Annotated in this window: 21 protein-coding genes; 11 read left to right on the plus strand and 10 right to left on the minus strand. The window is 63.3% G+C overall.

Annotated elements, in window-relative coordinates:
• The first annotated feature begins 398 nt into the window (after nucleotides 1-398).
• The 3 genes from Pla111_RS13595 to Pla111_RS13605 are packed head-to-tail and all read left to right on the plus strand — an operon-like array spanning nucleotide 399 to nucleotide 4,087.
• Nucleotides 399-1,685 (plus strand): citrate synthase, encoded by a 1,287-nt coding sequence (locus Pla111_RS13595; RefSeq protein ID WP_146574996.1) that lies wholly within the window; start codon nucleotides 399-401, stop codon nucleotides 1,683-1,685.
• 44 nt (nucleotides 1,686-1,729) lie between these two features.
• Entirely contained in the window at nucleotides 1,730-2,233 is a 504-nt protein-coding gene (locus tag Pla111_RS13600) for a DinB family protein (RefSeq protein ID WP_146574997.1), read from the plus strand.
• A gap of 54 nt (nucleotides 2,234-2,287) precedes the next feature.
• On the plus strand, nucleotides 2,288-4,087 hold the full coding sequence (locus Pla111_RS13605; protein ID WP_146574998.1) for a DUF885 domain-containing protein: 1,800 nt from the start codon (nucleotides 2,288-2,290) through the stop codon (nucleotides 4,085-4,087).
• On the opposite strand, the gene Pla111_RS13610 is transcribed toward Pla111_RS13605, so the two are convergent.
• Nucleotides 4,080-4,907 (minus strand): hypothetical protein, encoded by an 828-nt coding sequence (locus Pla111_RS13610; protein ID WP_146574999.1) that lies wholly within the window; start codon nucleotides 4,905-4,907, stop codon nucleotides 4,080-4,082. The genes Pla111_RS13605 and Pla111_RS13610 overlap by 8 nt on opposite strands.
• 185 nt (nucleotides 4,908-5,092) lie before the next feature.
• Between Pla111_RS13610 and Pla111_RS13615 the strand changes: the two genes are divergently transcribed.
• A complete protein-coding gene (locus Pla111_RS13615) occupies nucleotides 5,093-6,337 on the plus strand; it encodes a glycosyltransferase (protein ID WP_146575000.1) in 1,245 nt (414 codons plus the stop codon).
• A gap of 60 nt (nucleotides 6,338-6,397) precedes the next feature.
• Here the strand turns inward: Pla111_RS13615 and Pla111_RS13620 are convergent, their stop codons facing one another.
• Nucleotides 6,398-7,183 (minus strand): tetratricopeptide repeat protein, encoded by a 786-nt coding sequence (locus Pla111_RS13620; protein ID WP_146575001.1) that lies wholly within the window; start codon nucleotides 7,181-7,183, stop codon nucleotides 6,398-6,400.
• A 314-nt stretch (nucleotides 7,184-7,497) separates the two neighbouring features.
• On the opposite strand from Pla111_RS13620, the gene Pla111_RS17510 reads away from it, so the two are divergent.
• A complete protein-coding gene (locus Pla111_RS17510; RefSeq protein ID WP_231931042.1) occupies nucleotides 7,498-8,142 on the plus strand; it encodes a hypothetical protein in 645 nt (214 codons plus the stop codon).
• Nucleotides 8,143-8,275: 133 nt separating this feature from the next.
• On the opposite strand, the gene Pla111_RS13630 is transcribed toward Pla111_RS17510, so the two are convergent.
• From Pla111_RS13630 to rnr, 8 genes are all read right to left on the minus strand, one after another.
• A complete protein-coding gene (locus tag Pla111_RS13630) occupies nucleotides 8,276-8,527 on the minus strand; it encodes a hypothetical protein (RefSeq protein ID WP_146575002.1) in 252 nt (83 codons plus the stop codon).
• Nucleotides 8,528-8,596: 69 nt separating this feature from the next.
• On the minus strand, nucleotides 8,597-9,271 hold the full coding sequence (locus Pla111_RS13635) for an FHA domain-containing protein (RefSeq protein WP_146575003.1): 675 nt from the start codon (nucleotides 9,269-9,271) through the stop codon (nucleotides 8,597-8,599).
• A gap of 381 nt (nucleotides 9,272-9,652) precedes the next feature.
• Nucleotides 9,653-10,567, minus strand: a complete 915-nt coding sequence (locus Pla111_RS13640; protein ID WP_231931043.1) for a lipoate--protein ligase family protein — start codon at nucleotides 10,565-10,567, stop codon at nucleotides 9,653-9,655.
• Complete coding sequence (gene gcvPB, locus Pla111_RS13645; protein WP_146575005.1) at nucleotides 10,552-12,018, minus strand: aminomethyl-transferring glycine dehydrogenase subunit GcvPB; 1,467 nt, start codon at nucleotides 12,016-12,018, stop codon at nucleotides 10,552-10,554. The genes Pla111_RS13640 and gcvPB overlap by 16 nt, the downstream gene beginning before the upstream one ends.
• A 60-nt stretch (nucleotides 12,019-12,078) precedes the next feature.
• Nucleotides 12,079-13,482: an aminomethyl-transferring glycine dehydrogenase subunit GcvPA gene (gcvPA, locus tag Pla111_RS13650; protein WP_146575006.1), complete on the minus strand. Its 1,404-nt coding sequence runs from the start codon at nucleotides 13,480-13,482 to the stop codon at nucleotides 12,079-12,081.
• Nucleotides 13,483-13,561: 79 nt separating this feature from the next.
• Nucleotides 13,562-13,957, minus strand: coding sequence for a glycine cleavage system protein GcvH (gene gcvH / locus Pla111_RS13655; protein WP_146575007.1), 396 nt, complete (start codon nucleotides 13,955-13,957; stop codon nucleotides 13,562-13,564).
• Between the two features lie 85 nt (nucleotides 13,958-14,042).
• Entirely contained in the window at nucleotides 14,043-15,173 is a 1,131-nt protein-coding gene (gene gcvT, locus Pla111_RS13660) for a glycine cleavage system aminomethyltransferase GcvT (protein ID WP_146575008.1), read from the minus strand.
• 208 nt (nucleotides 15,174-15,381) lie between these two features.
• Nucleotides 15,382-17,796, minus strand: coding sequence for a ribonuclease R (gene rnr / locus Pla111_RS13665; protein WP_146575009.1), 2,415 nt, complete (start codon nucleotides 17,794-17,796; stop codon nucleotides 15,382-15,384).
• A 151-nt stretch (nucleotides 17,797-17,947) separates the two neighbouring features.
• On the opposite strand from rnr, the gene Pla111_RS13670 reads away from it, so the two are divergent.
• The 6 genes from Pla111_RS13670 (at nucleotide 17,948) to Pla111_RS13695 (ending at nucleotide 21,750) form a co-directional block, all read left to right on the plus strand.
• Nucleotides 17,948-18,310: a hypothetical protein gene (locus tag Pla111_RS13670; RefSeq protein WP_146575010.1), complete on the plus strand. Its 363-nt coding sequence runs from the start codon at nucleotides 17,948-17,950 to the stop codon at nucleotides 18,308-18,310.
• A gap of 145 nt (nucleotides 18,311-18,455) precedes the next feature.
• A complete protein-coding gene (locus tag Pla111_RS13675; RefSeq protein ID WP_197525034.1) occupies nucleotides 18,456-19,532 on the plus strand; it encodes a glycosyltransferase in 1,077 nt (358 codons plus the stop codon).
• A 145-nt stretch (nucleotides 19,533-19,677) separates the two neighbouring features.
• A complete protein-coding gene (locus tag Pla111_RS13680; RefSeq protein ID WP_449240193.1) occupies nucleotides 19,678-20,199 on the plus strand; it encodes a tyrosine-type recombinase/integrase in 522 nt (173 codons plus the stop codon).
• A gap of 160 nt (nucleotides 20,200-20,359) precedes the next feature.
• The gene (locus tag Pla111_RS13685) at nucleotides 20,360-20,827 is read left to right on the plus strand and encodes a hypothetical protein (RefSeq protein ID WP_146575012.1); all 468 of its coding nucleotides are present in this window, start codon (nucleotides 20,360-20,362) and stop codon (nucleotides 20,825-20,827) included.
• 106 nt (nucleotides 20,828-20,933) lie between these two features.
• The gene (locus tag Pla111_RS13690) at nucleotides 20,934-21,227 is read left to right on the plus strand and encodes a hypothetical protein (protein ID WP_146575013.1); all 294 of its coding nucleotides are present in this window, start codon (nucleotides 20,934-20,936) and stop codon (nucleotides 21,225-21,227) included.
• Nucleotides 21,228-21,348: 121 nt separating this feature from the next.
• Entirely contained in the window at nucleotides 21,349-21,750 is a 402-nt protein-coding gene (locus tag Pla111_RS13695) for a hypothetical protein (protein ID WP_146575014.1), read from the plus strand.
• The last annotated feature ends 99 nt before the right edge of the window (nucleotides 21,751-21,849 follow it).

Consider the following 21,849-nt stretch of genomic DNA (forward strand, 5'->3'; position numbering starts at 1 on the left):
TTGCCTAACGTGCGGACAAGAGCGCCGGGGCCGTTGTGTGCGGTGCGCAGCCCAACGCCACGCCCGCCAGATTATTCGGCCGAAAAACACCCCGTCGGGTGACGCGGACCGATGGCGTTGTACGGATCCGCGTAATGCGATCGGTCGGCACTGATTGGTAGCCGGAGCAATCATTTGCCAGGGCAGTTGCTCGCCAGCTGCAGGGGGGCTGCCTTGGCGACGATGGGTTGACGGATGAGTGCCTTGCCTGCCGATTGGCATTGCCCATCCCCCCCGGTAGACTCTTGGTTCGCCCAATGTTTCGCCGTGCTTGTGGGGGGAGGAGTTCGCTAGGGAACTCCGCGTCCTTAAGGCGGCGGCAGTTTCGCCCCCATGCGTGCAACCCAGAGGAGAAGTGGATGGCCGAGGTAGCCAAGCTTTCGATCGGCGACAAGTCGGTAGAGCTGCCGGTGGTCCGCGGATCCGAACAAGAGGTTGGCCTCGACATCGGCAAGCTGCGTGCCGAGACGGGGGCCATCACGCTCGACGAGGGCTTCGTCAATACCGGCTCGACGCAGAGCGCGATCACTTTCCTCGACGGTGAGCAGGGCATCCTGCGTTACCGCGGCTATCCGATCGAAGCGCTCGCCGAGAACTGTGACTTCGTCGAGGTTTGCTACTTGCTGCTGCACGGCGAGCTGCCCAACGAGGAGCAGATCACCGCGTTTCGCAACGACCTTCGTCAGCACACGATGCTGCACGAAGACATGCGAAAGTTCTACGACGGTTTCCAGCACGACGCCCATCCGATGGCGATCCTCAGCTCGGTCATCCACGCGCTGAGCACGTTCTACGCCGACTCGCTCGACGTGCGCAATCCCAGCGATGTGCACCGCTGTAGCATGCGACTCTTGGCCAAGGCCCCGACCATTGCCGCCTACGCCTACAAGAAGTCGATCGGCCAGCCGTACATGCACCCGGATAACACGCTGAACTACTGCGAGAATTTTCTCCAGATGATGTTCTCGGTTCCGGCGGAGAAGTACGAGATTGACGAGGTCGCCGCCGCCGCATTGAACCTGCTGCTGATCGTGCACGCGGATCACGAGCAGAACTGCAGCACGAGCACCGTGCGGATGGTCGGCTCCAGCGACGCGAACCTGTTTGCTTCGATCTCAGCGGGGGTTGCCGCGCTCTCGGGCCCGCTGCACGGCGGTGCTAACGAGGCTTGCGTCTCGATGCTCGAACGGATCCGCGAGGACGGGGGCGACGTCGATAAGTACGTCAAAATGGCCAAGGATAAGACGGCGGGCTTCCGCCTGATGGGCTTCGGCCACCGCGTTTACAAGAGCTTCGATCCCCGCGCAAAGATCATCAAGAAGGCGTGCCACGACCTCTTGAACCGCGGCCACATCGACGATCCGATCTTTGACATCGCCCTACGTTTGGAAGAGGTCGCGCTGACCGACCCCTATTTCGTCGAGCGCAAGCTCTACCCCAACGTCGATTTTTACTCGGGCGTCATCTATCGCGCGCTGGGCATCCCCGTGGAGATGTTCACGGTGCTGTTCGCGATCGGGCGGATGCCCGGCTGGATCGCTCACTGGCAAGAGATGCGCGAAAGCCCCGGCAAACGGATCTACCGACCGCGGCAGGTGTACACGGGACCGGTTGAGCGGTCCTTTGTGCCGATCGAGAAGCGCTAGTCCCGGTTCGGCGGGGGTCTTTCGTTTCTCATTAGGGGGACCGTATGCAAACGCGACTTGCGCCCGCGCTGGAGCGGATCCGCTTCAGCCGCCAGATGACCGCCACCTTTCTCGAAGGGCTGACGGCGGACGAATGGTTCTGGCAGCCTCAGCCCGAGATGAACCACATCGGTTGGCACGTGGGGCATCTTGCCTTTGCCCAGTATTTTTTGTGCCTCAAGCGTGTCCGCGATCGCATCGAGGCAGATGAGAGCCTGATCTCGACCTCGTTCCTCAAGCGTTACAAACGCGAATCGACCCCTTCGGGCGATCCCGCAAAGAACGAAACCCCCGCCGAATTGCGGCGCGTGTTCGATGGCGTCTTTGAGTTATCGCTGGCCGAGCTCACCGACCGCACCGACCAGGAGCTTGAAGTCCCCACGCTGCCAGCTCATCCGGTTTTCGACACCAAGTTGGGCGCGATCGAGTGGTGTAGCCAACACGAATTGATGCACTGCGGGCAGATCGTGCTGCTGCGACGCTTGATGGGGAAGAGCCCCACTTGGTGAGCGCTGCGTGGCGGCGCGTTGTTGCCGCACTCCTCCGACCCCTGATTCGAGCAGATGCACCGACCGATCTTTCTGTTCTTGCTAGCCACTCTGGTGGCATTGGTACCGTACGTCTCACAGGCGGCCACGCCCGATGAGCAAGTGGCGGTCTTGCTCGACGAGGTTTGGCAGTACCGATTGCAAGAGTATCCTGAATCCGCGACGCGCAGTGGCGTTCACGTGGCAAATGATCGGCTGACGAGCATCTCGCTTGCCGATTCAGCCCGCCGTGCGGCCCAGTCCGAGGCGTTTCTCACGCGGCTACGGGCGATCGACCCCGAGGCGCTCGGCAGCGCAGCGCGACTCGAGCGCGACCTGCTGCTCCGCGAACTGAGCAATAACCTTGCGGAGCATTCGTTTCGTCAAGAGTTGCTGCCGATTGACGGGCGATCGGGCTTCCACATCGAGTTTCCTGAGCTACCCGACTGGGTGCCGCTACGCACGGTCAAAGACTACGAGAACTATGTGGCGCGCCTGCGGGCTTTTCCTGCCCAAGCGCGGGGGTATGTCGAGCTGATGCGGGAAGGGGTGCGGGCAGGAATCACCCCGCCGGCCGTGATCCTGGAAGGCTTCGAGGAGTCGATCACGGCCCACCTTGTCTCATCGCCCCAGACAAGTCTGCTTTACAAACCGTTCAAGAACTTCCCCGCCACGATCAGCCCCGCCGATCAAGAGCGACTGACCGAGGCCGGGCGCAAGGCGATCGCCGAGGCGATCCTCCCCACTTACGAGTTCTTCTTGCGCTTCATGACCGACGAGTACGTTCCGGCTTGCCGAACGTCGGTCGGTGCCTTAGCCCTGCCGGGCGGGCGGGATTTTTACCGCTTCCGCGTGCGTAAGTTCACGACGCTCGACACCACGCCCGAGGAGGTCCACCAACGAGGCTTGGCCGAGGTGCAACGGATCCGCAGCGAAATGGCGCGCGTGATCGAGCGGGTTGGCTTCGACGGCGATTTTGCGGCGTTTGTTCAGCATCTGCGCACCGAGCCACGCTTCTATGCCGAATCCGACGAACAATTGCTCGCGGCGTGTGCGGCGATCCTCAAACGGGCTGATGGCGAGTTGCCGACGCTGTTCGGCGCGCTGCCGCGCATGCCGTACGGCCTGAAGCCGGTCCCGGCCTACATCGCTCCGAAAACGACCGCCGCGTATTACATGCGTCCCAATGGGGACGGGACAAAGGCCGGGTTCTTCTTTCTCAACACCTACGATTTGCGGAGCCGGCCGCTGTACATGCTGGAGGCGCTCGCACTGCACGAGGCCGTCCCGGGTCACCACCTGCAGATCGCACTGCAGCAAGAGCTGGAAGGGCTCTCGCCGCTGCGCCAGAACGGCGGATTCACCGCTTTCGTCGAAGGGTGGGGGCTCTACGCGGAGCGGCTAGGGCTCGAAATGGGCTTCTATGAAGACCCCTATTCCGATTTCGGCCGCCTCAGCATGGAGATCTGGCGGGCCTGCCGGTTGGTTGTCGATACGGGGCTGCACTACAACGGTTGGACCCGCGACGAAGCGATCGCGTTCATGACCGAAAACTCCGCGTTGTCGCTGCATAACATCCGCGCGGAAGTCGATCGCTATATCGGTTGGCCCGGTCAGGCGCTCGCTTACAAGACGGGTGAACTCAAGATCCGCGAGCTGCGCGGGCTGGCGGAACAACGACTCGGCGAGCGGTTTGATGTGCGCGAGTTTCACGACGTCGTGCTCCGCAACGGTGCCGTGCCGCTAGACGTGCTGGAGCGACTCGTTAACGAGTGGCTCGAAGAGCAGCGGGTTGCTCACGAGGCTCCAGCGGCGGATTCCCCGATCGTCAGATGAATCCCAGTGACTTGGCAAGCAGCACCGCTAGGGAAAGCAGCAGATAGCCGATCACCGCCAACCCCCAGCCGACCATCACCACTCGCGGCGGAGAGAACAGACTTGTGACGGCACCCGCTATGCCGATCACCATCAACAGTCCAATCAGTGACCAGGCATTGGCCACACCCATGAAGTTGGGCAGCAGCATCAGCAGCGCCGCGACACCCAGCCCGCCGAGCAGGTCGGCCGTGCTGAAGCGGGCGCTCTTTACCCCACTCCGGACATCTTCGTAGAACTCGGCGAGATTGGACTCGAACGAGTCTTCACCGTCGTCGTCGAGCGGCTCGACCTCTTCCCCGCGAGCGACCGCCAGGGCATGCTCGCGGCGGCGGATCGCGCGGCGCTCTTGACGATTCTCCAGCCACGACACCCAGACGTTCACGATCAGGATTGCGACAAAAACTAGCGCGATCAGGATCGCGATCGCACGGCCGCCCAGCAGACCACCGCGGAGCATTCCCAGCACAATCGCGGCACAGGTCACGGTGATCAGCAGGTGCTTCACTCCAAACCGCAGCCGTAACGATCCGAGCGACGGCAGCCATTGGACAGGCTCTTTCATCTCGTGATAGATCGCGTTGATGTCGATGGCCGACTCCGCTTCGCGCAGCGCTTGCACAGCACGCAGCCGTGCTTGTTCGGCAACATGTTCATCGACCGGCTCGACCTCGTACTCCGCTGAGTCGTCCGCCTCCTGGTCGTCCTGATTGACAACCTTCGGCTCCGCGTCTTCGACGGAGTAGAAGCGATCGCGGTTGAGAGGGTCGTCGTTCGTCATCGATCGTTTGTCATCAAGTGGGCGTAGGTTCCAAAAGACGCTCTGCGGCTCGGGATTCTTCCCCTTGGGGGCGGGGCCGAGCAAGTCAGGGGGGCTGTAGCCGCGAGGCGAGGGTTAAGCTCCATTGATGTTCTAGGTCGCGGTACGCAGTACCGGTTCATTTTAACCCGTCTTGCCGGATCCCGATGCACTGTTTGCTGACCGCCCTGGGGAGCTACGGCGATGTCCATCCGATGATCGGCCTGGGCGTTGCGCTGGCGCGGCGGAGGTATCGGGTCGAGGTGGTGAGTAACCCTCACTTTGAGCCGCTGATTCGTGGGGCCGGGTTAGGGTTTCTCGCGGTCTCGAGCGCCGAGGCGTACGACACGCTGACCCAGCGGCGCGATCTGTGGAAGCCGCTCAGTGGCATGCGGGTCGTCTTTCAGTACGGCGTGATCGATCTGCTCCAAGAGCTTTATGAGGTGGTTGCGTCGGCTTATCGCCCGGGCGAGACCGTCATCGCGGCACACGGGCTGGATCTGGCTAGTCGCGTCGCGGCCGAATCCCTCGGAGCCCCGGTGGCCTCGATCGTGTACGCGCCGATGGCATTGTGGAGCGATCGGTCGCCGCCGCGGATGCCGTTTGGCTTCACGCGACCGGCGTGGCTTGCCCGCCAGCAATTTCGTCTCGTCGAGCGGATGCTCCGGAGTCATCCGGTCCAGCGTGCGCTCGACTCGTTGCGTGAGCGGGTCGGTCTGGGACCGCTCCGGCAGCGTTACTTCGATTGGTACTATGGCGTGGCACCGCCCGTGTGCCTGTTTCCGGAATGGTTTGCGGCAGATCCCGGGGATTGGCCTGCGCGGACGACCCTCACGGGCTTCCCGCTCTGGGACGGCGCTAACGCCCCGCACCTGCCCGCCGAGGTCGAAGCGTTTCTCGCCGCGGGCGATCCGCCGCTCGCCTTCACCCCGGGCTCGGCGAATCGCGTTGCCGAGCGCTTTTTCTCGGCGGCGGTCGGTGCGTGCCAACGGCTCGGGCGGCGCGGGGTGTTGCTGACCAAGTACCCGGAGCAGTTGCCGGCGCAGCTGCCCGACACGGTCCGCTGGGTCGGTTTCCAGCCGTTGAGCCAGGTGCTCCCCCGCTGCGATGCCTTCGTTCATCACGGCGGCATCGGCAGTTGTGCCCAAGGCTTGGCCGCGGGGATCGTGCAGCTGATTCAGCCGCTGGGGTTCGATCAGTTTGACAACGCCGAGCGGCTCCGGCGGCTGGGGGTAGGCGATGAGCTCAAACCCGCACGGTTCACGGCGTCGCGTGTCGCGGACAAGCTCCGCCGATTGTTGGACGATCCGCAGGCCGCCTCGCGAGCGCAAGAGATCGCTCTCTCAATCGATTCTGAACAGGCGCTCACACGGGCGTGCGAAGCACTCATCGCGCTCCACGCAAGCCGCTAAACAAGCGGGGCCGTACGCACCAAGGAGCGGTGCGCTGTGGTGCTCCCATGACGTGCGCGCCTAGTAGCGGGCGGGTGCCCCTTGCCACTGGTTTACCATTCGGGTTTGTCCGGCTGGTGCTGTCAGACCGCTGACCTGGCCTCCTGCGGCGGAGGTGAGCGTCGCAACGCGCGCCGCAAGCTGAGGCTGGCTGGGGTTGGCGGCCAGTGAACGCTGGTAGTTCTGTAGGGCTTGCTGATAGTCGCCCGATTGATCGCGGATGCGGCCCAACGCCGCCAGCGCACGCGCGTTGTTCGGATCAACCGTCAGCGCCTGCACGAGCTGCGTGGTGGCTTGCTCGGGCTGCTTGCTCTCCTCGAGCAATCGCGCGAGCTCGATGCGCGGGCTCGGGTTGCTGGGGCTCGCCATCGCCCAATTGTTCATGAGCCGGAATGCCGCGTCGGGGCGATTCGTTTCGTTCAGCAAAACCGCCAGCCCCCGGTGACACTCGACATGGTTAGCGTCGCGCTCCAGGCACTGGTTGTAGAGAACCTCTGCCTGCTGGAGGTCGGCCGGACGATTCAAACGCACGCCCGTTTGGTGCAGCGAAGCGGCTAGGTTGTAGTAGCCATCCGCGGCGTCGGGCTGCTTGCTGATAGCCGTCTGGAATTTCTCGGCGGCTTGGGGATACGCCCCCTGACGGTACAGGGCCACCCCCTCAGCGTTCAGCGTTTGGTTCTGGACGGTGTTGCAACCGGTCGCCAGGACCACGACGGCCAACAACCCTCCCGGTAGGGCCGCGCAAAGAGCACGCCCCATGGCGGAAACCGGCGTCGGCAGCGAGCAGAAGTACGTGTGGCGGGCCATGAGGGCGACTCGCTACGGGGGGATCGGGTCGGGCGGATTGCTTCGGCTCGGCGGGTTGTCCGGCACCTCGGCGGCGGCAGACCGTAGCAAGACGGCATCCAGGGGGCAACCCGATCGGGTCAACGGGCCGGCCGACCGAACGAACCGCGCAGGCCGTCAGCACCCCCCAAACGTGTGTCTTTGCGCCAGCATGAAAAAGTACGCGATCGTCATAGTTTGCCAGCAGGGTGGGACGAAAGTCTCCCTATCTGACCCAGACTGCCTGGGCAGAGGAGCGATTACCCCTCTCGACAGCTTTGCCAGGAGCTTCCTAAGTGGCCGCGAGCAAGACCCCCACCAAGTCGACCGCCCGTTCGACCAAGACCAAGGCCGCGAAGAGCGCTGCCAAGAAGCCTGCCACGAAGGCCACCCTCCCCAAGAAGTCAGCCGCCAAGAGCCGACCCGTTGCCAAGGCGAAGGCGGCGAAAAAAGAGATCGCGGACGCGGAAGTCACGATCGATCGTCGTCGTGCGGGCCGACGGGACGAAACTCCCGTTGCCGCCAAGTCTAAGGCAGCCAAGTCTAAGTCAGCCACGCCCAAGGCGACCGCTGCCAAGGCGACGGTCGCTAAGCCGACAGTTGCCGCGGAGCCGACCAAGGCCGCCGCTCCGCTGGAGCGGCGAGAAAAGGTGAACCGTCGTCGCCAGATCGACCCGACCACCTGCGAACGCGACTACTCGGATGCCGAGGTCGAGTTCATGAACGCCCTGGACGAGTACAAGCGCACCAGCGGTCGGATGTTCCCCACCTGCAGCGAAGTGCTGGAGGTGATTCTCTCGCTGGGTTATGCCAAGCTGACCCCCACGGAGCTGGCGGCCCGCCAAGCGGCGGCCCCGGCCGACGCGGATGATCTCGAGTCGGCCGTCGAGGCCGCTGCTTCTGAAGCGTTACGAGAGTCGTCTGCCCTGCTGGCCGACTGATTTTCAGCACGGCACCACGTTGCGAGATCCAACGTGAAGTAGCAGCCTCCAAGAACCACCGAAACGAAAGAGGGCGGCGACCATCGGCGGTCGCCGCCCTCTTGGTTTTTAGTCGATCTGAAGAATGGGGCCGTTAACCACGCGACTCGGCGATCAGATCGCGCAGCTCGTCGGGCGAGGCGTCGCGGATGCGTTTGCTCTTGGCACCGAGCTTCTCGGTCACCTTGATCATGGTTTCTTGCATCGTGGCGTGGGTTTCTTCGGAACCGCCCGCCAGCAAGAAGTCGGGGCCCCGCGTGAGACGCTTGTGACCGTCGGTAGCGTCGAGCCCTAAACCGAGAACGCCGCCCGAGGGTTGGCTCGTTGGTTGAGAGTTTTTTTTCATCGCCGAGAGATAGTGGATCGGTGGGGAGACTCGATCAAGAGAGCCATAAACGGTCCGCCGCGCAACGTGTTAGCGGCGCCGTGCCATGTCGCGGAGAATCTTTTCGGCGGCTTCGCGGCTATCTTTGGCCTTGGGCCCAAAGGCGTTCGCCGGAAGCTTGCCGGGCTCCTTCTTCTTTTTCTTATCCTTGGGATCTTCGGCTTCCACCGCGGCGGCTTCCTCTGGCGGGACATCGGAGTCGGCCGAAGCAAATTGTTCGGTTATCGCGCGCGTCTCGTCGGCGCTGAGGGCGAGCGTTTCGTTAACGGAGGTGCCCGGGCCGACGGTTTCTTGCGGGCCCAGCAGCCAATCACTGATGCTGTCGTCGATGGCGGCACCTTTACGCCCCTTGTCAGCGGTGCGCGCGACCGCATCGGCAACGCCGTCTACCTTAGGGAGCTTCAGATCGCTTAGCTCGGCCTCGAGCTCGAAACGGAATTCGAGCGGGCCAATCTTGATCGTATCGCCGTGATTGAGCCGCGTCGGTTGCTCGATGCGGACCTCGTTGACGATTGTCCCGTTTCGGCTGCCGAGATCCTGAACAATGACCCCTTCGGCGGTGCGGACAAACTCACAGTGCTTGCGACTGATCGCGTCGCTGCCCACACGCAAAGAACACTCCGATGACCGGCCGACGGTTAGTCGGTCTTTCTTGAGCGGTACGGCGGAGTTCTTTTTTGACCCTGCTAATACTACCAGCTTCATCGCAGTGTCCTTACGACGAGGAGCCGCGAGCAATCAGCTCGCGGTGGGCGGTCGTTACCGTGGCGATCGACTTACCCCCCCAGTTGGGCGGTCACATCGGTCGCCGGCGACAACGTCGCCCGGATGCCTTCTCTGTTCCTGCTATTCCAGCGGTATCCGTGCTGTTCTTACGCTGGCGGTGCCTTCATCGGTCGCTGTTCCTGAGCGATCGGCCGAGGATGCGGAAAATCCCTAGACCGAAATCCGCTCTGGACCGTGACTTGCGCCGACTCTCAACACCTTCGCGCGATTATTTAGCATAGCTACTAATCGCCTTTTCTGCTTGCTCACTAGTTATTTTCGACCCCCACTACGGCTAGCGTTAGCGGGTTCGTCCGTAGCTTAGCGTCGCTGGGTCCATTCGGTGGACCGAAATCGTTCCTCCATCAGGGTTTGGGCCGCTTGCTGCTCCGCTTGGGAAAGCTCGCTGGGAGCAAGAGTTAGCCCCGCCGTTTCGGCGATCCGCGTCGCCCATGCCTCGGCGAGTGTCTCGCAGAAGTCCGAATCGGGGATGCACCCCCCGGGTTCGATACCTAGATCCATCATTCCGAGCAGCTCGGGAGCGTGGCGGCTTCGCCCAAGCAGGACCCCTCCGTGTTGTAGCAGCGCCCCGCGGCGGCGGCGTTGAGCGCTGCCACACACTTTATGCAGCCCCTCGGCCGCTGGCATCGGAAGCTTCTTGCTGCTTGCCTCGCGGGCCAGCAGATCGCCCCGCGACCGCCGCTGGAAGCACAGGAAAGGTTCGGGCTGGTCGGCGGCAGGTATTGCGGCCGCGCAGGTCGAAATGGCCTCGCTCGGAAACCCGAGCGAGGCCAGCGCCTCGCTCAGGGCGCGATGCACTAGGCAAGTTAGCGCGGTCGGGTCTTTCGTGTGGCCGCTGCTGGCGGGCAGGGTTAGCGCGTACGTCAGCTCATGATCGTGCACCAGGGCACCGCCACCGGTGGTCCGACGCACCATCGGTAGCGCGCGGCTGCTGCTGTGGCGACTACGCTCCGTGTGTGCCTGGAAGTAGCCGAGTGAGAGAGTCGGCTCGCCCCATCGATAGAAGCGGAGTGCGGCAAGACCTTGATCCGCCACGGTGTCTAGCAAGACATCATCGACTGCCATGTTCCAGTCACCCGCCGCGGGGGCGTTGTGCAGCAGGCGGCAGGGCAGGGCGGGCAACGGTGTGCTAACCAAGTTGTGAGAGGCGTGACAGCGGGCCCGCTCATTCGTTGGCGTCAGGGGCTCGCCAAATAGCGTTAGCCGCAGTGGCACAGCGTCGGCTGCCGGGCAGCGGCGACCTCGTCGGGTCGGCTGATCGCGGTTGTGTGCGGTGCGGTGTGGAGCAGCTCGGGGTCTTCTTCGGTAATGCGAAACAGCATCTCGGCGAACGCGTCGAGCGTTTCTTTGCTCTCGGTCTCGGTTGGCTCGCACATGAGCGCTTCGGGGACCGTCTGGGGGAAATAGACCGTGGGGGCATGCACGCCAAAGTCGAGAAGCCGTTTGGCGATGTCCATCGCCGACACGCCGCGTTCCGTCTTGAGCTGCTTGGCCGATGCGACAAACTCATGCATGCACCGATCGCCCTGCGGGACGGGCAAGAAGTGCTTCACGCGGCTGAGCAGGTAGTTGGCGTTCAGCACCGCCTGCTCACTCACACGCCGCAACCCGTCGGGGCCGTGCGTGCGGATGTAGCAGTAAGCACGCACCAAGACGCCCGTGTTGCCAAAAAACGAGCGGACCCGTCCGATCGACTTGGGGCGCTCGTAGTCCAGCGAATAGACGGGAGCCTGGTTGTCATCGTTGCGCTTCACGACGATCGGCGCGGGCAAGTAGGACGCGAGTTTTTCTGTCACACAGATCGGGCCGGCACCGGGGCCGCCCCCGCCGTGCGGACCGCTGAAGGTCTTGTGCGGGTTGTAGTGCTGCATGTCGGCACCAAAGTCGCCGGGGCGTGTGACGCCCAGAATGGCGTTCATGTTGGCACCGTCCAAGTAGATCAAGCCGCCCCGCGCGTGAACCTCATCGGCAATCTGGCGCATGGCGGGCTCGAAGATCCCCACCGTGTTCGGATTGGTGATCATGAACACCGCGATGTGGTCATCGAGCTTCGCGCGGAAGTCTTCCATATCCACGGCCCCCGACTTGAGCGTCTTGACCGTTACGGTCTCGAAGCCCGCCATGATCGCGCTGGCGGGGTTCGTGCCGTGCGCGCTATCGGGGACAAGCACCTTGGTGCGTTGTTCGCCCCGATCGCGGAAGTAGGCCGCAGCGACCCACAGGGCGGTTAGCTCGCCGTGGGCACCCGCTGCAGGTTGCAGGCTGCAGGCCGGCAAGCCGGAGATCTCGCTGAGAAATTCTTGCAGGTCGTACAGCAGCGCGAGCATGCCCTGGATTGTCGATTCGGGCTGGTAGGGGTGCAGATCGCCCAGCCCGGCCAGTCCCGCAGCCCGCTCGTTGCGCTTGGGGTTGTGCTTCATGGTGCACGAGCCAAGCGGGTAGAAGTGCGAATCGACCGACATGTTCTGTGTCGAGAGATTCGTAAAGTGCCGCACCACTTGGGGCTCGGCGAGTTCCGGGAGCGCCGGAGCTTGCTCGGCGATCGCCCCGGCAGGCAGCAAGGTCTCGATCGGCTGAACCGGCACGTCGCACGTTGGCAACCGTAGCGCTCGGCGTCCTGGCTTAGACAGGTCGAACAGCAGTTGGGTGTCGTGGATGTTACGCATGAATTTCGGCGCGAAGCAGGGCGAAGGGATTCTTTAGAGCCACGAAGCGTGGTTGCCGAGTCAGGCGGTTTGCAAAGCCGAGTGAGCAGCGATTGCATCGCCGTGGCGCGTGCTGCTGACGATCGCGGCCAGCCGATCCAGCTCTTCCCGCGTGCGCTTTTCGGTCACCGAGATAAGCACACAGTCCGCCAGCTCGGGGTACCAGCGGCCCAGCGGGATGCCCGCCAGAAAGCCGTGCTCCAGACCGTCGTTGATAAAGCCGGCAACATCAGCCTGACGATCGCGGAGTACAAACTCCTTGAACGTTGGCGCGGCGAAGACCTTCTCGAAGCGGCCGGACTGGCAGAGTTGTTCAGCTAGGTAGTGGCTTTTCTGCAGGCACAGGTGGGCTGTCTCGCGCAGGCCGGTCGGACCCAGTAGCGCGAGGTACACGGTCGCTCGCAGCGCGAGCAGGCCCTGGTTGCTGCACACGTTGCTCGTTGCCTTGTCGCGGCGGATGTGCTGCTCGCGCGTTTGGAGCGTGAGCACGAAGCACCGATTCCCACGCCGGTCAGTGGTTTGCCCCACAATGCGCCCGGGGATCCGTCGAACGAGCGACTCGCGGCAAGCCAGCATGCCCAGATAGGGCCCGCCGTACTGCAGCGGCGATCCGAGCGATTGCCCCTCGGCGACAGCGATGTCAGCCCCGGCACCCTCGCCAGACCAGTCGCCGGGCCGCTTGAGGACACCCAGGCTGATCGGATCGTAGGCCGCGATCACCAGCGCTCCTGCCTCGTGCGCGATGCGCGTGAGTTCGTCGGCCTCTTCGATGCAGCCGAAGAAGTTCGGCTGCGGAATCACGACACACGCCGTCTGCTCGTTGACCGACGCCCGCAAAGCTTCGGCTTCGATCACACCGTGCGGCGTCGTGAGCGTGACGACCTGCCCCGGCAAGTTGCTTAGATAGGTCGCGATTGTCTGGCGGTACTCGGGGTGTAGCGAGTCGGGCAGCACGACTTCGGTGCGACCCTTGCTCGCGGCGAGCGCCATCAGCACCGCCTCGGCAGCCGCCGTGGCACCGTCGTAGAGGCTGCTGTTAGAAACGTCCAAGCCGGTAAGCCGTGTGACAAGCGACTGGTACTCGAACATCGCTTGCAGGTTGCCCTGGGCGACCTCCGCCTGATAGGGCGTGTAGCTCGTATAGAACTCGCCACGGCTGGCGATGGCATCGACAACCGCCGGCACAAAGTGGTCGTAGGCACCGCCGCCGAGAAAGCACGCGTGCGAAGTCGGGCTGGCGTTGCGGGTTGCGAGCCGGCGCGTGTGTGCGTCGAGTTCCATCTCGCCCAGGGCCGCTGGCAACCGCAGCGGGCGATCGAGCCGAAAGTCGGCTGGAACCTGTTCCAGCAGCTCTTCGATCGATCCGACGCCAATCGCCGCGAGCATCGCGGCTTCGTCTTCTGGCGTGTTGTAGGTGAACGGCATGCGAGGCAACCAAAGCGGGAGGGAGTATCTTTTCGGCGTTAGGCGGCAACGCCGGGCGGGCGGGGGGAGAGGATCTTCTTTAGGCCTCTTCAGCGCACATCTTTTGGTAGGCGTCGTAATCCAGCAGGCCGGCCAGCGGGGCGTCGTCGGTGATCTTTACCTTGGCGATCCAGCCGGCACCGTAGGGGTCGTCGCTTAGCCATTCCAACGCATCGGCCAGGGGCGTGTTCACTTCCGTGACCTCGCCCGCTACCGGACTGTAGATATCGCTAACCGCCTTGACGGATTCGACTTCACAAAAGGATTCCAAAGCCGCAACCGTGCGGCCTTGCTTGGGCAGCTCGATAAAGACCAGGTCAGTGAGTGACTCTACCGCGTAGGCAGAGATGCCGATCGTGGCGGTCTTGCCGCCGTCGGTCTCTTCGATCGCAACCCACTCGTGGGTCTTGGCATACAGCAGTTCTTCAGGCTTCATGACAGTTGGAAGAGTGGAGCGGTGGGGGGGAGGGCGAGCCGCGAAGAACGTTCAACGATCGGCTCGGCTAAGTAAAACCGTGCCGCTAGCTGCGGCGATAAAAGGGGAGGGGGACGACCGTGGCGGGGGTCTCGGTGCCGCGGATATCGACCGTCAGCGACGTTCCTTCGGTGGCGTAGGGTGGCTCGACGTAAGCCATCGCGATCGGTTTGCCGAGCGTCGGAGAATGGGTGCCGCTGGTCACGACACCGCACGCGCGTCCTGCGGTGAGCACACGGTATTGCTCACGCGGCGGCCGCTTGCCTTCGATCGCCAGCCCCACTCGTAGCCGCTGCGGACCGCTGCTGTCCGCGCTGCGTAGTGCGTCGCCGCCAACGAAAGAACGGGGCTGGCCGCCGCTGTCACACAGGTCCACTGCAAAACGGAGCCCCGCATCGAGCGGATTGAGCTGCTCGGACAGTTCGTGTCCGTAGAGTGGCATGCCGGCTTCTAGCCGGAGCGTGTCGCGCGCCGCAAGGCCGCAGGCCACGCCGCCCGCTGCGCACAGCGCTTGCCACAGCGCCGTCGCCTCTTGCGCGGGGCAAGTAAGCTCGAAACCGTCTTCACCCGTGTAGCCGGTCCGGCTGACGGCGCAGGGGACGCCAGCGACGCGTGCCTCGCAGCCCGAGTAATAGCGCAGCGCCGCGACATCGGTGTCCGCCAGTTGGGCGACCATCGCCACGGCCCGTGGCCCCTGAACCGCGATCATCGCCGTGGCGAGGGTTTGGTCATCAAGGCTGACCTGGAAGTGCTGAGCTTCCTCGGCAAACCATGTGTTGAGTTTCTCTCGGTTCGAGGCGTTGACAACGAGCGCGAACGCGGGGCCTTCCGCCGAGTCCACACCGACCCGTCCGGCCAGCACATCGTCCAGCATTCCGCCCGCCGAATTGCAGACCAGCGAATAGCGGATCTGGCCCGGCTTGAGCGCCGTCACGCGGCGTGTCAGCACATGATCAAGAAACGGGCCCGCTTGGCTACCGCGGACCGCTAGGCGCCCCATGTGCGAAACGTCGAACAGGCCGACCCCCGTTCGCGTGGCAACGTGCTCCTCGACGATCGAACCGTATTGCACGGGCATCGCCCAGCCGGCGAAATCGACGAGCCTTCCCCCGTGGGCCGCGTGCCAATCGGCGAGCGGGGTGCGGAGCAAATCAACGGACTGAGCGGTGGATGCCATCCGTGCCAGAGGTTAGCGGGGCGGGGAGTCTTCCGGGACTTGCCATACCTTAGCGGTTCGATGGCTTCCCGGAAGGGGTTTGAGGGAGCAAGCCCACGGGATCGCTCGGTCTCTGGCGGGCGGCTCGGTTGGCTGTGGGGCTAAAAATAGACGACCAAGTCCAAGCTGATCAGCCATGCAAACCGCCAGCAGTGCGGCGGAGCGCGGGTTAGCCGGGCTTCCGCCGATGCTTGCCGGTCTTGTCACTCTTGCCGCGGGTCATCTTTTTCCCCGCCGGCTTGCCGCTGTTCTGCGGCTTCTTGCCGCCACGCCGCGGGCTTTTCTTGTCCGGCGGCCCGGCAGACCGTTCGCGTGAAGAACTCGTGCCTCGGCCCAGATACCGAAAATCGAGCGTGCGGGCGTCGATGTCCACCGCTCCGACCGCCACCCGCACCGTATCGCCCAGCCGGAAGGCGTTGCCGGCCCGCCGACCGGTGATCGAGTGGCTCGCACGATCGTACTGAAAGTAATCGTCCCCCAGCGCGGTGATATGAATGAAGCCCTCGGCCGGCAGGTCCTTACCCATGATGAACAGACCGAACTTTTCTACGCCCGTGATAATCCCTTCCATCGAGTCGCCGATGCGGCTCGACAGATAGTTGAGCAGCTTGACCTTCACCAGATCGCGTTCCGCTTTGGCCGCCCGTTGCTCGCGCTCGCTGCAATGATCCCCCTGCTGGAGCAGCGCGCCGACCTCTTGCACGGGCTTGGGGCCCGTCCCCCCGCGATGCGCGTTGAGCTGCTCGATCAGCCGATGAACCGTCAGGTCGGGATAGCGACGAATCGGCGAGGTGAAGTGGCAGTAGCAACCGCTGGCGAGCGCGAAGTGGCCTTCCTCCTCAGGGCTGTAGACCGCCTTCTGCATGGATCGCAGCGCGGCGTAGTTGACGGCCGGCTGGCGTGGGTCTCCCTGCACGCGTTCGAGCAACTCTTGCAACTCGAACCGATCCTGCAGATTCTCGGCCGGCAGATTCAGGCTCCGCACAAACTCCGTGAGCGCGCGCGACTTGCGCGGATCGGGCGAGCCGTGGACCCGCCGCAAGAACAGCAGCCCGGCGTCGGCAAGCTGCCGCGCCACCGCCTCGTTGGCGGACAGCATGAACTCTTCGATGATCTGATGGCTCTCGGTGTTCTGCTCGACGTGCGCGCCGCACACCCGCCCCTCTTTATCCAGATCGATCTCGATCTCGGGCATCGACAACTCGAGCGCGCCACGCTCGAAACGGCGTCGACGGAGCGTCATCGCCAGCTGGTGCATATCGCCCAGCAAGCGATCAACCTCCGGCGTCATGTCGGGCGTTGCTACTTTCGCGGCAAGCGCCACCCGGGCGGTCGCCGATTCGGGCGTAACCAGCTTGCGTTCGACCAGGTAGGCGTCGACCTCGGCGTAGGTGAATCGCCGCCGACTCTTGATCGCACTCTTAAACACCTCTGAGCCGACGAAAACCCCTTCGGCGGTGAATTCGAGCACCGCCGTCACCGCATAACGCACCTTGTCGGGCTGCAAGCTCGCCAGATTGTTGCTGATGATCTCCGGCAGCATGGGGATCACTTCGTCGGGCAGATAAACACTCGTCGCACGGTCGTAGGCTTCGCGGTCCAGTGCGGTCTTGGGCTGCACAAAGTGCGACACGTCGGCGATGTGGACCCCGAGCTCCCAGTGCCCGCCGTCAAGCCGCGTCAGCGAGATGGCGTCGTCGAAGTCCCGCGCTGTGGCGGGGTCGATCGTGATCACCACGTCGGCCGTCAGGTCGCGACGCCCCGCGGGGATCGACTCATTGAACGCCGCCGCCTGTGATCGCGCAACCTCGAGTGCGTCTTCGGCAAACTCGCCCGGCAGGCTGTACTCGTACTTGATCGCCAGGGTGTCCACGCCCGGCGCGCCGCGTTGTCCCAACACGCGCGTGATGACCCCCTCTCCGTCGCGCACGTGCGACGGGAAGCGGACCATCTCGACGACCACCTTGTCGCCATCGGCAGCCCCCTTGGCACCGGGGTCTCCCACATAAACCGGTGCGCCGAACACGCCGCCATCGATCTCCACAAGCGCCATGCCGGCCGATTCAAGATACGAGCCGACGAACTGGTTGGTGGAACGCTCGATGACGTCGACCACCTTGCCCGAAGGTTTGCCGCGCGGGCCGCTGCTTGCGCTCAGCCGCAGACGTACCTTGTCGCCACTCGCGGCGTCGCCCGCGAGCTTGGCCGGCACATAGACATCGTCATCGCGACCCGCGGCGGCCGGTGTCCCCTCGGGCCGCACAAACCCATCACCCGACGAAACGCGGCGGTAGGTTCCCACGACAAAGCGATCGGCCCGCGGCCGCTTGCCTTCTGACGTTGGCAGGCCGGCATCGCGGGTGAATCCCTTGCGGGCCGGATGATTTGGATCGATCGGCAGAACCAAGTGATTTGGCCCGTACTCCAGTTCCCCCGCCTGGACCATCTTCTTGATGGTCTTCTTAGTCAGGGCGATCTGGTCTCCTTCCAGGCCGAGCCGCTCGGCGATGATGCGCGGCTTGGCGGGCCGATAGGCCGTGTTGCTGGTGTAGTTCAGCACCGCTTGGCGGAGAGCTTCATCCATTGGTGCGTCCTATACCCAAACCGATATTTGAGCGAATCGAGGAAAAAACGTCGCGGCACGTTGCCCGGCGGAAACCACTCTCCCACGCCGGGCGTAGCAAACCAAGTGCTTCAACCAATTCGGTTTGTTACGAGAACCACTGGGAGATGCGATGCGAGTATCAGTTTTTGCCCCTCAGGGGGCTCCCGGCTTGGCGGCTGACGCCACCGGCCGGATTCAGAAGGCCCTCGACCGCTACGGCGCGTCGATCCGTGGCGTGGTGGTCCGGGTCCGCGACGAAAACGGGCCCCGCGGAGGCAACGACCAGAGCTGCCTGCTCCGGATCTCGCTCCGAGGAGCCCCGGACGTGACCGTTCGCGAACGCGGCACCCACCCCCTAGGGGTCATTCTGACGGCCCTTAAGCGGGCCCGCCGCCGTGTGGCTGAACGGCTCAATGCCCGCTCTCGCCGACAGATTCGTTCCGTTGAATCGCGGCGTCAGATCGCTCTCTCCTCGCCCAGTTCCGACGACTGAGCGTTTTACCCCTTCGGTTGCCCGCCCGGCCAGTGCGCCGGGCGGGCGTCGATCGGGCTCAAAACCCGTGCTTCGCCGGACGGGGATGCACTGCGGAGGGAATCGGCGTTGCCGTTCCCCCTGCGATTGCGTTACGACGCTCGCTATGCACGTGCTCCTCGTAAAACGCGACGCTAGCGTCGCTGGCGACACGACCTATCTGCTGATGCTGGCTGAAGGCCTCATCGGTCGCGGTCATCGTGTGAGCTTCGCCGCGGGACCGGGTCGCTTGGCGAGCCGTTTCCGGCGGATCGGTGCGCGTGTTTGGCTCACCCCCCCGGGGCCGCTGGCAACCCCGTTGTTGAAGCTTTGGGCTCGCCGGGCCGGGGTCGAGGCGGTTGTGACCGCCGGCCGCGGTTCGCTCCGTTTCGCCGCTTACACAGCGGCCGAGGCGCTCGCCCTGCCGTGTGTCGTAACGCTGCAGGACCATATCGAAGAGGGCCAGTCGATCGAAGAATTCGAGCGCTGCGCCGCTGTTGTGGCGGTCGAGCAGCCGATCGTCGATCGGGCCGCCGCTCTGGGAGTGCCGCACGAAAAGCTCGCCGTCTGGCCCCGGCCGGTCTTTGAGCGCGCGCTCGGCATCGCCCCGACCGAGGGCTTTCCGATCCTTTGGATGAACCGCATGAGCGGCTCGAAGGCGTGGTCCGGCGAGGCCCTGATCCGGGCGGCTCCCGAGATCGTCCGCCGGATCCCCGCGGCGCGGATCACGCTCGTCGGCGGTGGTTCGCGGAGCCGCGTGCTGCGTCGCTTGGCACGCCAAACCAATCTTACGATCGGGCGACAGGTGCTGCGTGTGGAAGGCTTCACGCTCGATCCGCTGGGCAAGATGGCCGGCGCGGCGCTGGTTGTCGGCGGCGGCTACACGGCGCTCGAAGCACTGTACAACGGCCGCCCGACCCTCGCCGCAGGCTTTGGCTACCAAGGGCCGATCACCGCTGCCGACATCCCGGCGGCGTACGACCGGCACTTCGGCGACCGCCAGCCGGGCGGAGGCTCTTTCTCGCGCGCAACCGCCGATGAGCTGGCCGACGCGGTTCTTGCTGTCCACACCGCGCGCGAGCGCTACAAACCTCGCCGCGATTGGTTCCCGCTCGATCACTCGCTCGACGGCCAAGCCCGCCGGCTGGAAGAACTTTTGCAACGCGTCGGCGGCATGTCGGCGTACCTATCCAACGCGGCTTGAAGCTGCGCGCAGCAGAGCGTAGCAGGGCAGATCAGCAAAGCTGAGCAGAGCGGGCGGGGTGAGATCTTCCGCAGCAGCGGAATTACACGCCCGACGCGCTGTGCCCGTCATGAGCTTGGTCGGGCGACATCGGGTCTTTGGCACGTTGCCCCCATTGTTCAACCTTTTCCAGGTCGGCGGGCATCATGCCGGCAGACCCGGCGGCTCCAACGATCATCTCGATCTGCCGCGCGAGGGCCACCCGGTCGGGCTCACGCCGCACACGTCTTCCGATCCCTACGGCCGCGTGGAACTGCCGCACGCGCTGGCCCGCAAGTACCCCAATGCCAACCGCGAATGGGTTTGGCAGTTCGTGTTTCCTCAAGAGCATCGCTGGAACAATGCGAAGTCCGGCGACCAAGGAAGACATCACGTTCACGAGTCTCTTGTCCAAAAGGCCATCAAGCAGGCTGTTCGACAAGCTGGGCTGACGAAACGAGTCACGAGCCACACGTTCCGCCACTCGTTCGCCACGCACCTGCTGACGGACGGGTACGACATACGCACGGTGCAGGAACTTTTAGGGCATAAGGACGTTCGCACGACAATGATCTACACGCATGTCCTGAATCGCGGCGGACGCGGTGTCCGGAGTCCAGCCGACGGGCTGCGCCACCGGCCTCGATGAGCGCTAGGCAGGGTCGGCCTATCACGCAAAAACAGGGGTGCCATAGAAGCAAGCTACTGCTACATTTCAAGTTGCGGCGATCTACTGCCTGCGCGTTAGGCCGCAAACGTGCGGCCTATAGGTGATAGGCAGAAACTTCCTATAACCAAGTTAGCTGCCTATGCCACGTCGCAAGCGAGTCAAATGGGATCACGGCGACCTCTTTGCAGTACCGCTCACAGATGGCTCATTCGGCGTCGTCCAGGCGGTCGATCACTGGATGCCGCATTGGATATACACAGCAGTCACAGATCAACGCACAAAAGAGTTTCCATCATCCGCTACTGTGGATGCAGACACGTGCATCATCTCATTGATTGCTGTGTCGGACGAAGAATTTGATTTTGGTACGTTTCTGCGGATTGGGCCGGCATTGCCTGCCGCGCGTCGCAAGGACTTTCCGAACGAGCAGTTTGCCCACAATGGCTATATCGGTGCCAAATCATACACTGGCGGAATACTGACGAAGTTCTTGGCCGCGTGGCATGGAATCGCCTCATGGACTGTTTTCAAGGACCCTGAGTACTTCGATAAGCTTTTACTAGAGGGTGTCGAAAGACCGGCTCACGCTATCACCGACGGCAGCTAACCACCGGCTGCAGTTGACCGGCTGCGCCCGCGTTATGATGTTGTTGTCGGTTTGGAGCCTGCTCCCGCGGGCGGCCGGCAACTGAGCCTTTTACGTTAGACCGCCTGTGAACGACTGCCCCGAACAGATCGATGATGCGCGTGTCATTGCTTGGGCGATGGTAAATCAAGACATCGTTCCAACGGGCAATACAACGCATCGAGTTGGTGGAGAAGTCGCGGGGCCATGTGCAGGTTTGGCTATATGCTCCTACGACAACGATCGCGGGTTCTATCTTTTTTACTGTGATGAAAGATGGGAACCTGCGACTGATACGTGGCACCAGACTTTGGACGACGCAAAGGCGCAAGCCGCGTTCGAATACAGCGGCATCGAAGATCACTGGCGAGAGGCGGTCTAACCACCGGCTGCAGTTGACCGGCTGCGCCCGCGAGTAGAATGTTGTTGTCGGTTTGGAGCCTGCTTTCCGCGGGCGGCCGGCAACTGAGCCTTTTACGTTCGCCGATAAAGGAGCACATCAGGTGCCTGAGCCAACACGATTAGTTCGCGACGATTCCTACGAAGAAATGGGAGCGTCCTACCAATGCGTGCAAGTCGCAACCCTTGACAGATCGCTTCAGGAGAACGGCGTAACTGATCCTGCTGCGCGACGAAGCATCTGCGAATCGTTTCTGTTTGCAATGGGAGAATTGCACGATCAAGGATGGCTGAAACCGACGTCCGACTCGGAAAAAGTGTACCCGCTGTTGTGCTTTACTCGGCGATTTCTGAATACAGACACGCCAATCAATGAACTGGGTGACGTTCTTGCGCCATCTACGTTTTTTGCTTTTCATGAATATGCACATGGGAACGCATCTCTGCTTTACGAAGGCGATCCAAACGCCAATGTTGAAACGGGCGTGTTCGATGGTGAAACATAACCGGCGAACCATGTGGTGCACCCGAGCACGCGAGCTGGGCGTTTTGAAATGGAGAGTCAACCGCGCGTGCCGGGTGACCACTGCCGTTCGGCGACTATG

The sequence above is a fragment of the Botrimarina hoheduenensis genome, assembly GCF_007859815.1.
GTDB classification, from domain to species: Bacteria; Planctomycetota; Planctomycetia; order Pirellulales; family Lacipirellulaceae; genus Botrimarina; species Botrimarina hoheduenensis.

Excerpts from the sequence above, each read along its gene's own strand:
- Pla111_RS13685 (WP_146575012.1), top strand. The coding sequence starts at position 20,360 with ATGCCACGTCGCAAGCGAGTCAAATGGGATCACGGCGACCTCTTTGCA.
- Pla111_RS13635 (WP_146575003.1), bottom strand. The coding sequence starts at position 9,271 with ATGAAGCTGGTAGTATTAGCAGGGTCAAAAAAGAACTCCGCCGTACCG.
- Pla111_RS13630 (WP_146575002.1), bottom strand. The coding sequence starts at position 8,527 with ATGAAAAAAAACTCTCAACCAACGAGCCAACCCTCGGGCGGCGTTCTC.
- Pla111_RS13675 (WP_197525034.1), top strand. The coding sequence starts at position 18,456 with ATGCACGTGCTCCTCGTAAAACGCGACGCTAGCGTCGCTGGCGACACG.
- rnr (WP_146575009.1), bottom strand. The coding sequence starts at position 17,796 with ATGGATGAAGCTCTCCGCCAAGCGGTGCTGAACTACACCAGCAACACG.
- Pla111_RS13610 (WP_146574999.1), bottom strand. The coding sequence starts at position 4,907 with ATGACGAACGACGACCCTCTCAACCGCGATCGCTTCTACTCCGTCGAA.
- Pla111_RS13595 (WP_146574996.1), top strand. The coding sequence starts at position 399 with ATGGCCGAGGTAGCCAAGCTTTCGATCGGCGACAAGTCGGTAGAGCTG.
- Pla111_RS13605 (WP_146574998.1), top strand. The coding sequence starts at position 2,288 with ATGCACCGACCGATCTTTCTGTTCTTGCTAGCCACTCTGGTGGCATTG.
- gcvPB (WP_146575005.1), bottom strand. The coding sequence starts at position 12,018 with ATGCGTAACATCCACGACACCCAACTGCTGTTCGACCTGTCTAAGCCA.
- Pla111_RS13615 (WP_146575000.1), top strand. The coding sequence starts at position 5,093 with ATGCACTGTTTGCTGACCGCCCTGGGGAGCTACGGCGATGTCCATCCG.
- gcvPA (WP_146575006.1), bottom strand. The coding sequence starts at position 13,482 with ATGCCGTTCACCTACAACACGCCAGAAGACGAAGCCGCGATGCTCGCG.
- gcvT (WP_146575008.1), bottom strand. The coding sequence starts at position 15,173 with ATGGCATCCACCGCTCAGTCCGTTGATTTGCTCCGCACCCCGCTCGCC.
- gcvH (WP_146575007.1), bottom strand. The coding sequence starts at position 13,957 with ATGAAGCCTGAAGAACTGCTGTATGCCAAGACCCACGAGTGGGTTGCG.
- Pla111_RS13670 (WP_146575010.1), top strand. The coding sequence starts at position 17,948 with ATGCGAGTATCAGTTTTTGCCCCTCAGGGGGCTCCCGGCTTGGCGGCT.
- Pla111_RS13620 (WP_146575001.1), bottom strand. The coding sequence starts at position 7,183 with ATGGCCCGCCACACGTACTTCTGCTCGCTGCCGACGCCGGTTTCCGCC.
- Pla111_RS13600 (WP_146574997.1), top strand. The coding sequence starts at position 1,730 with ATGCAAACGCGACTTGCGCCCGCGCTGGAGCGGATCCGCTTCAGCCGC.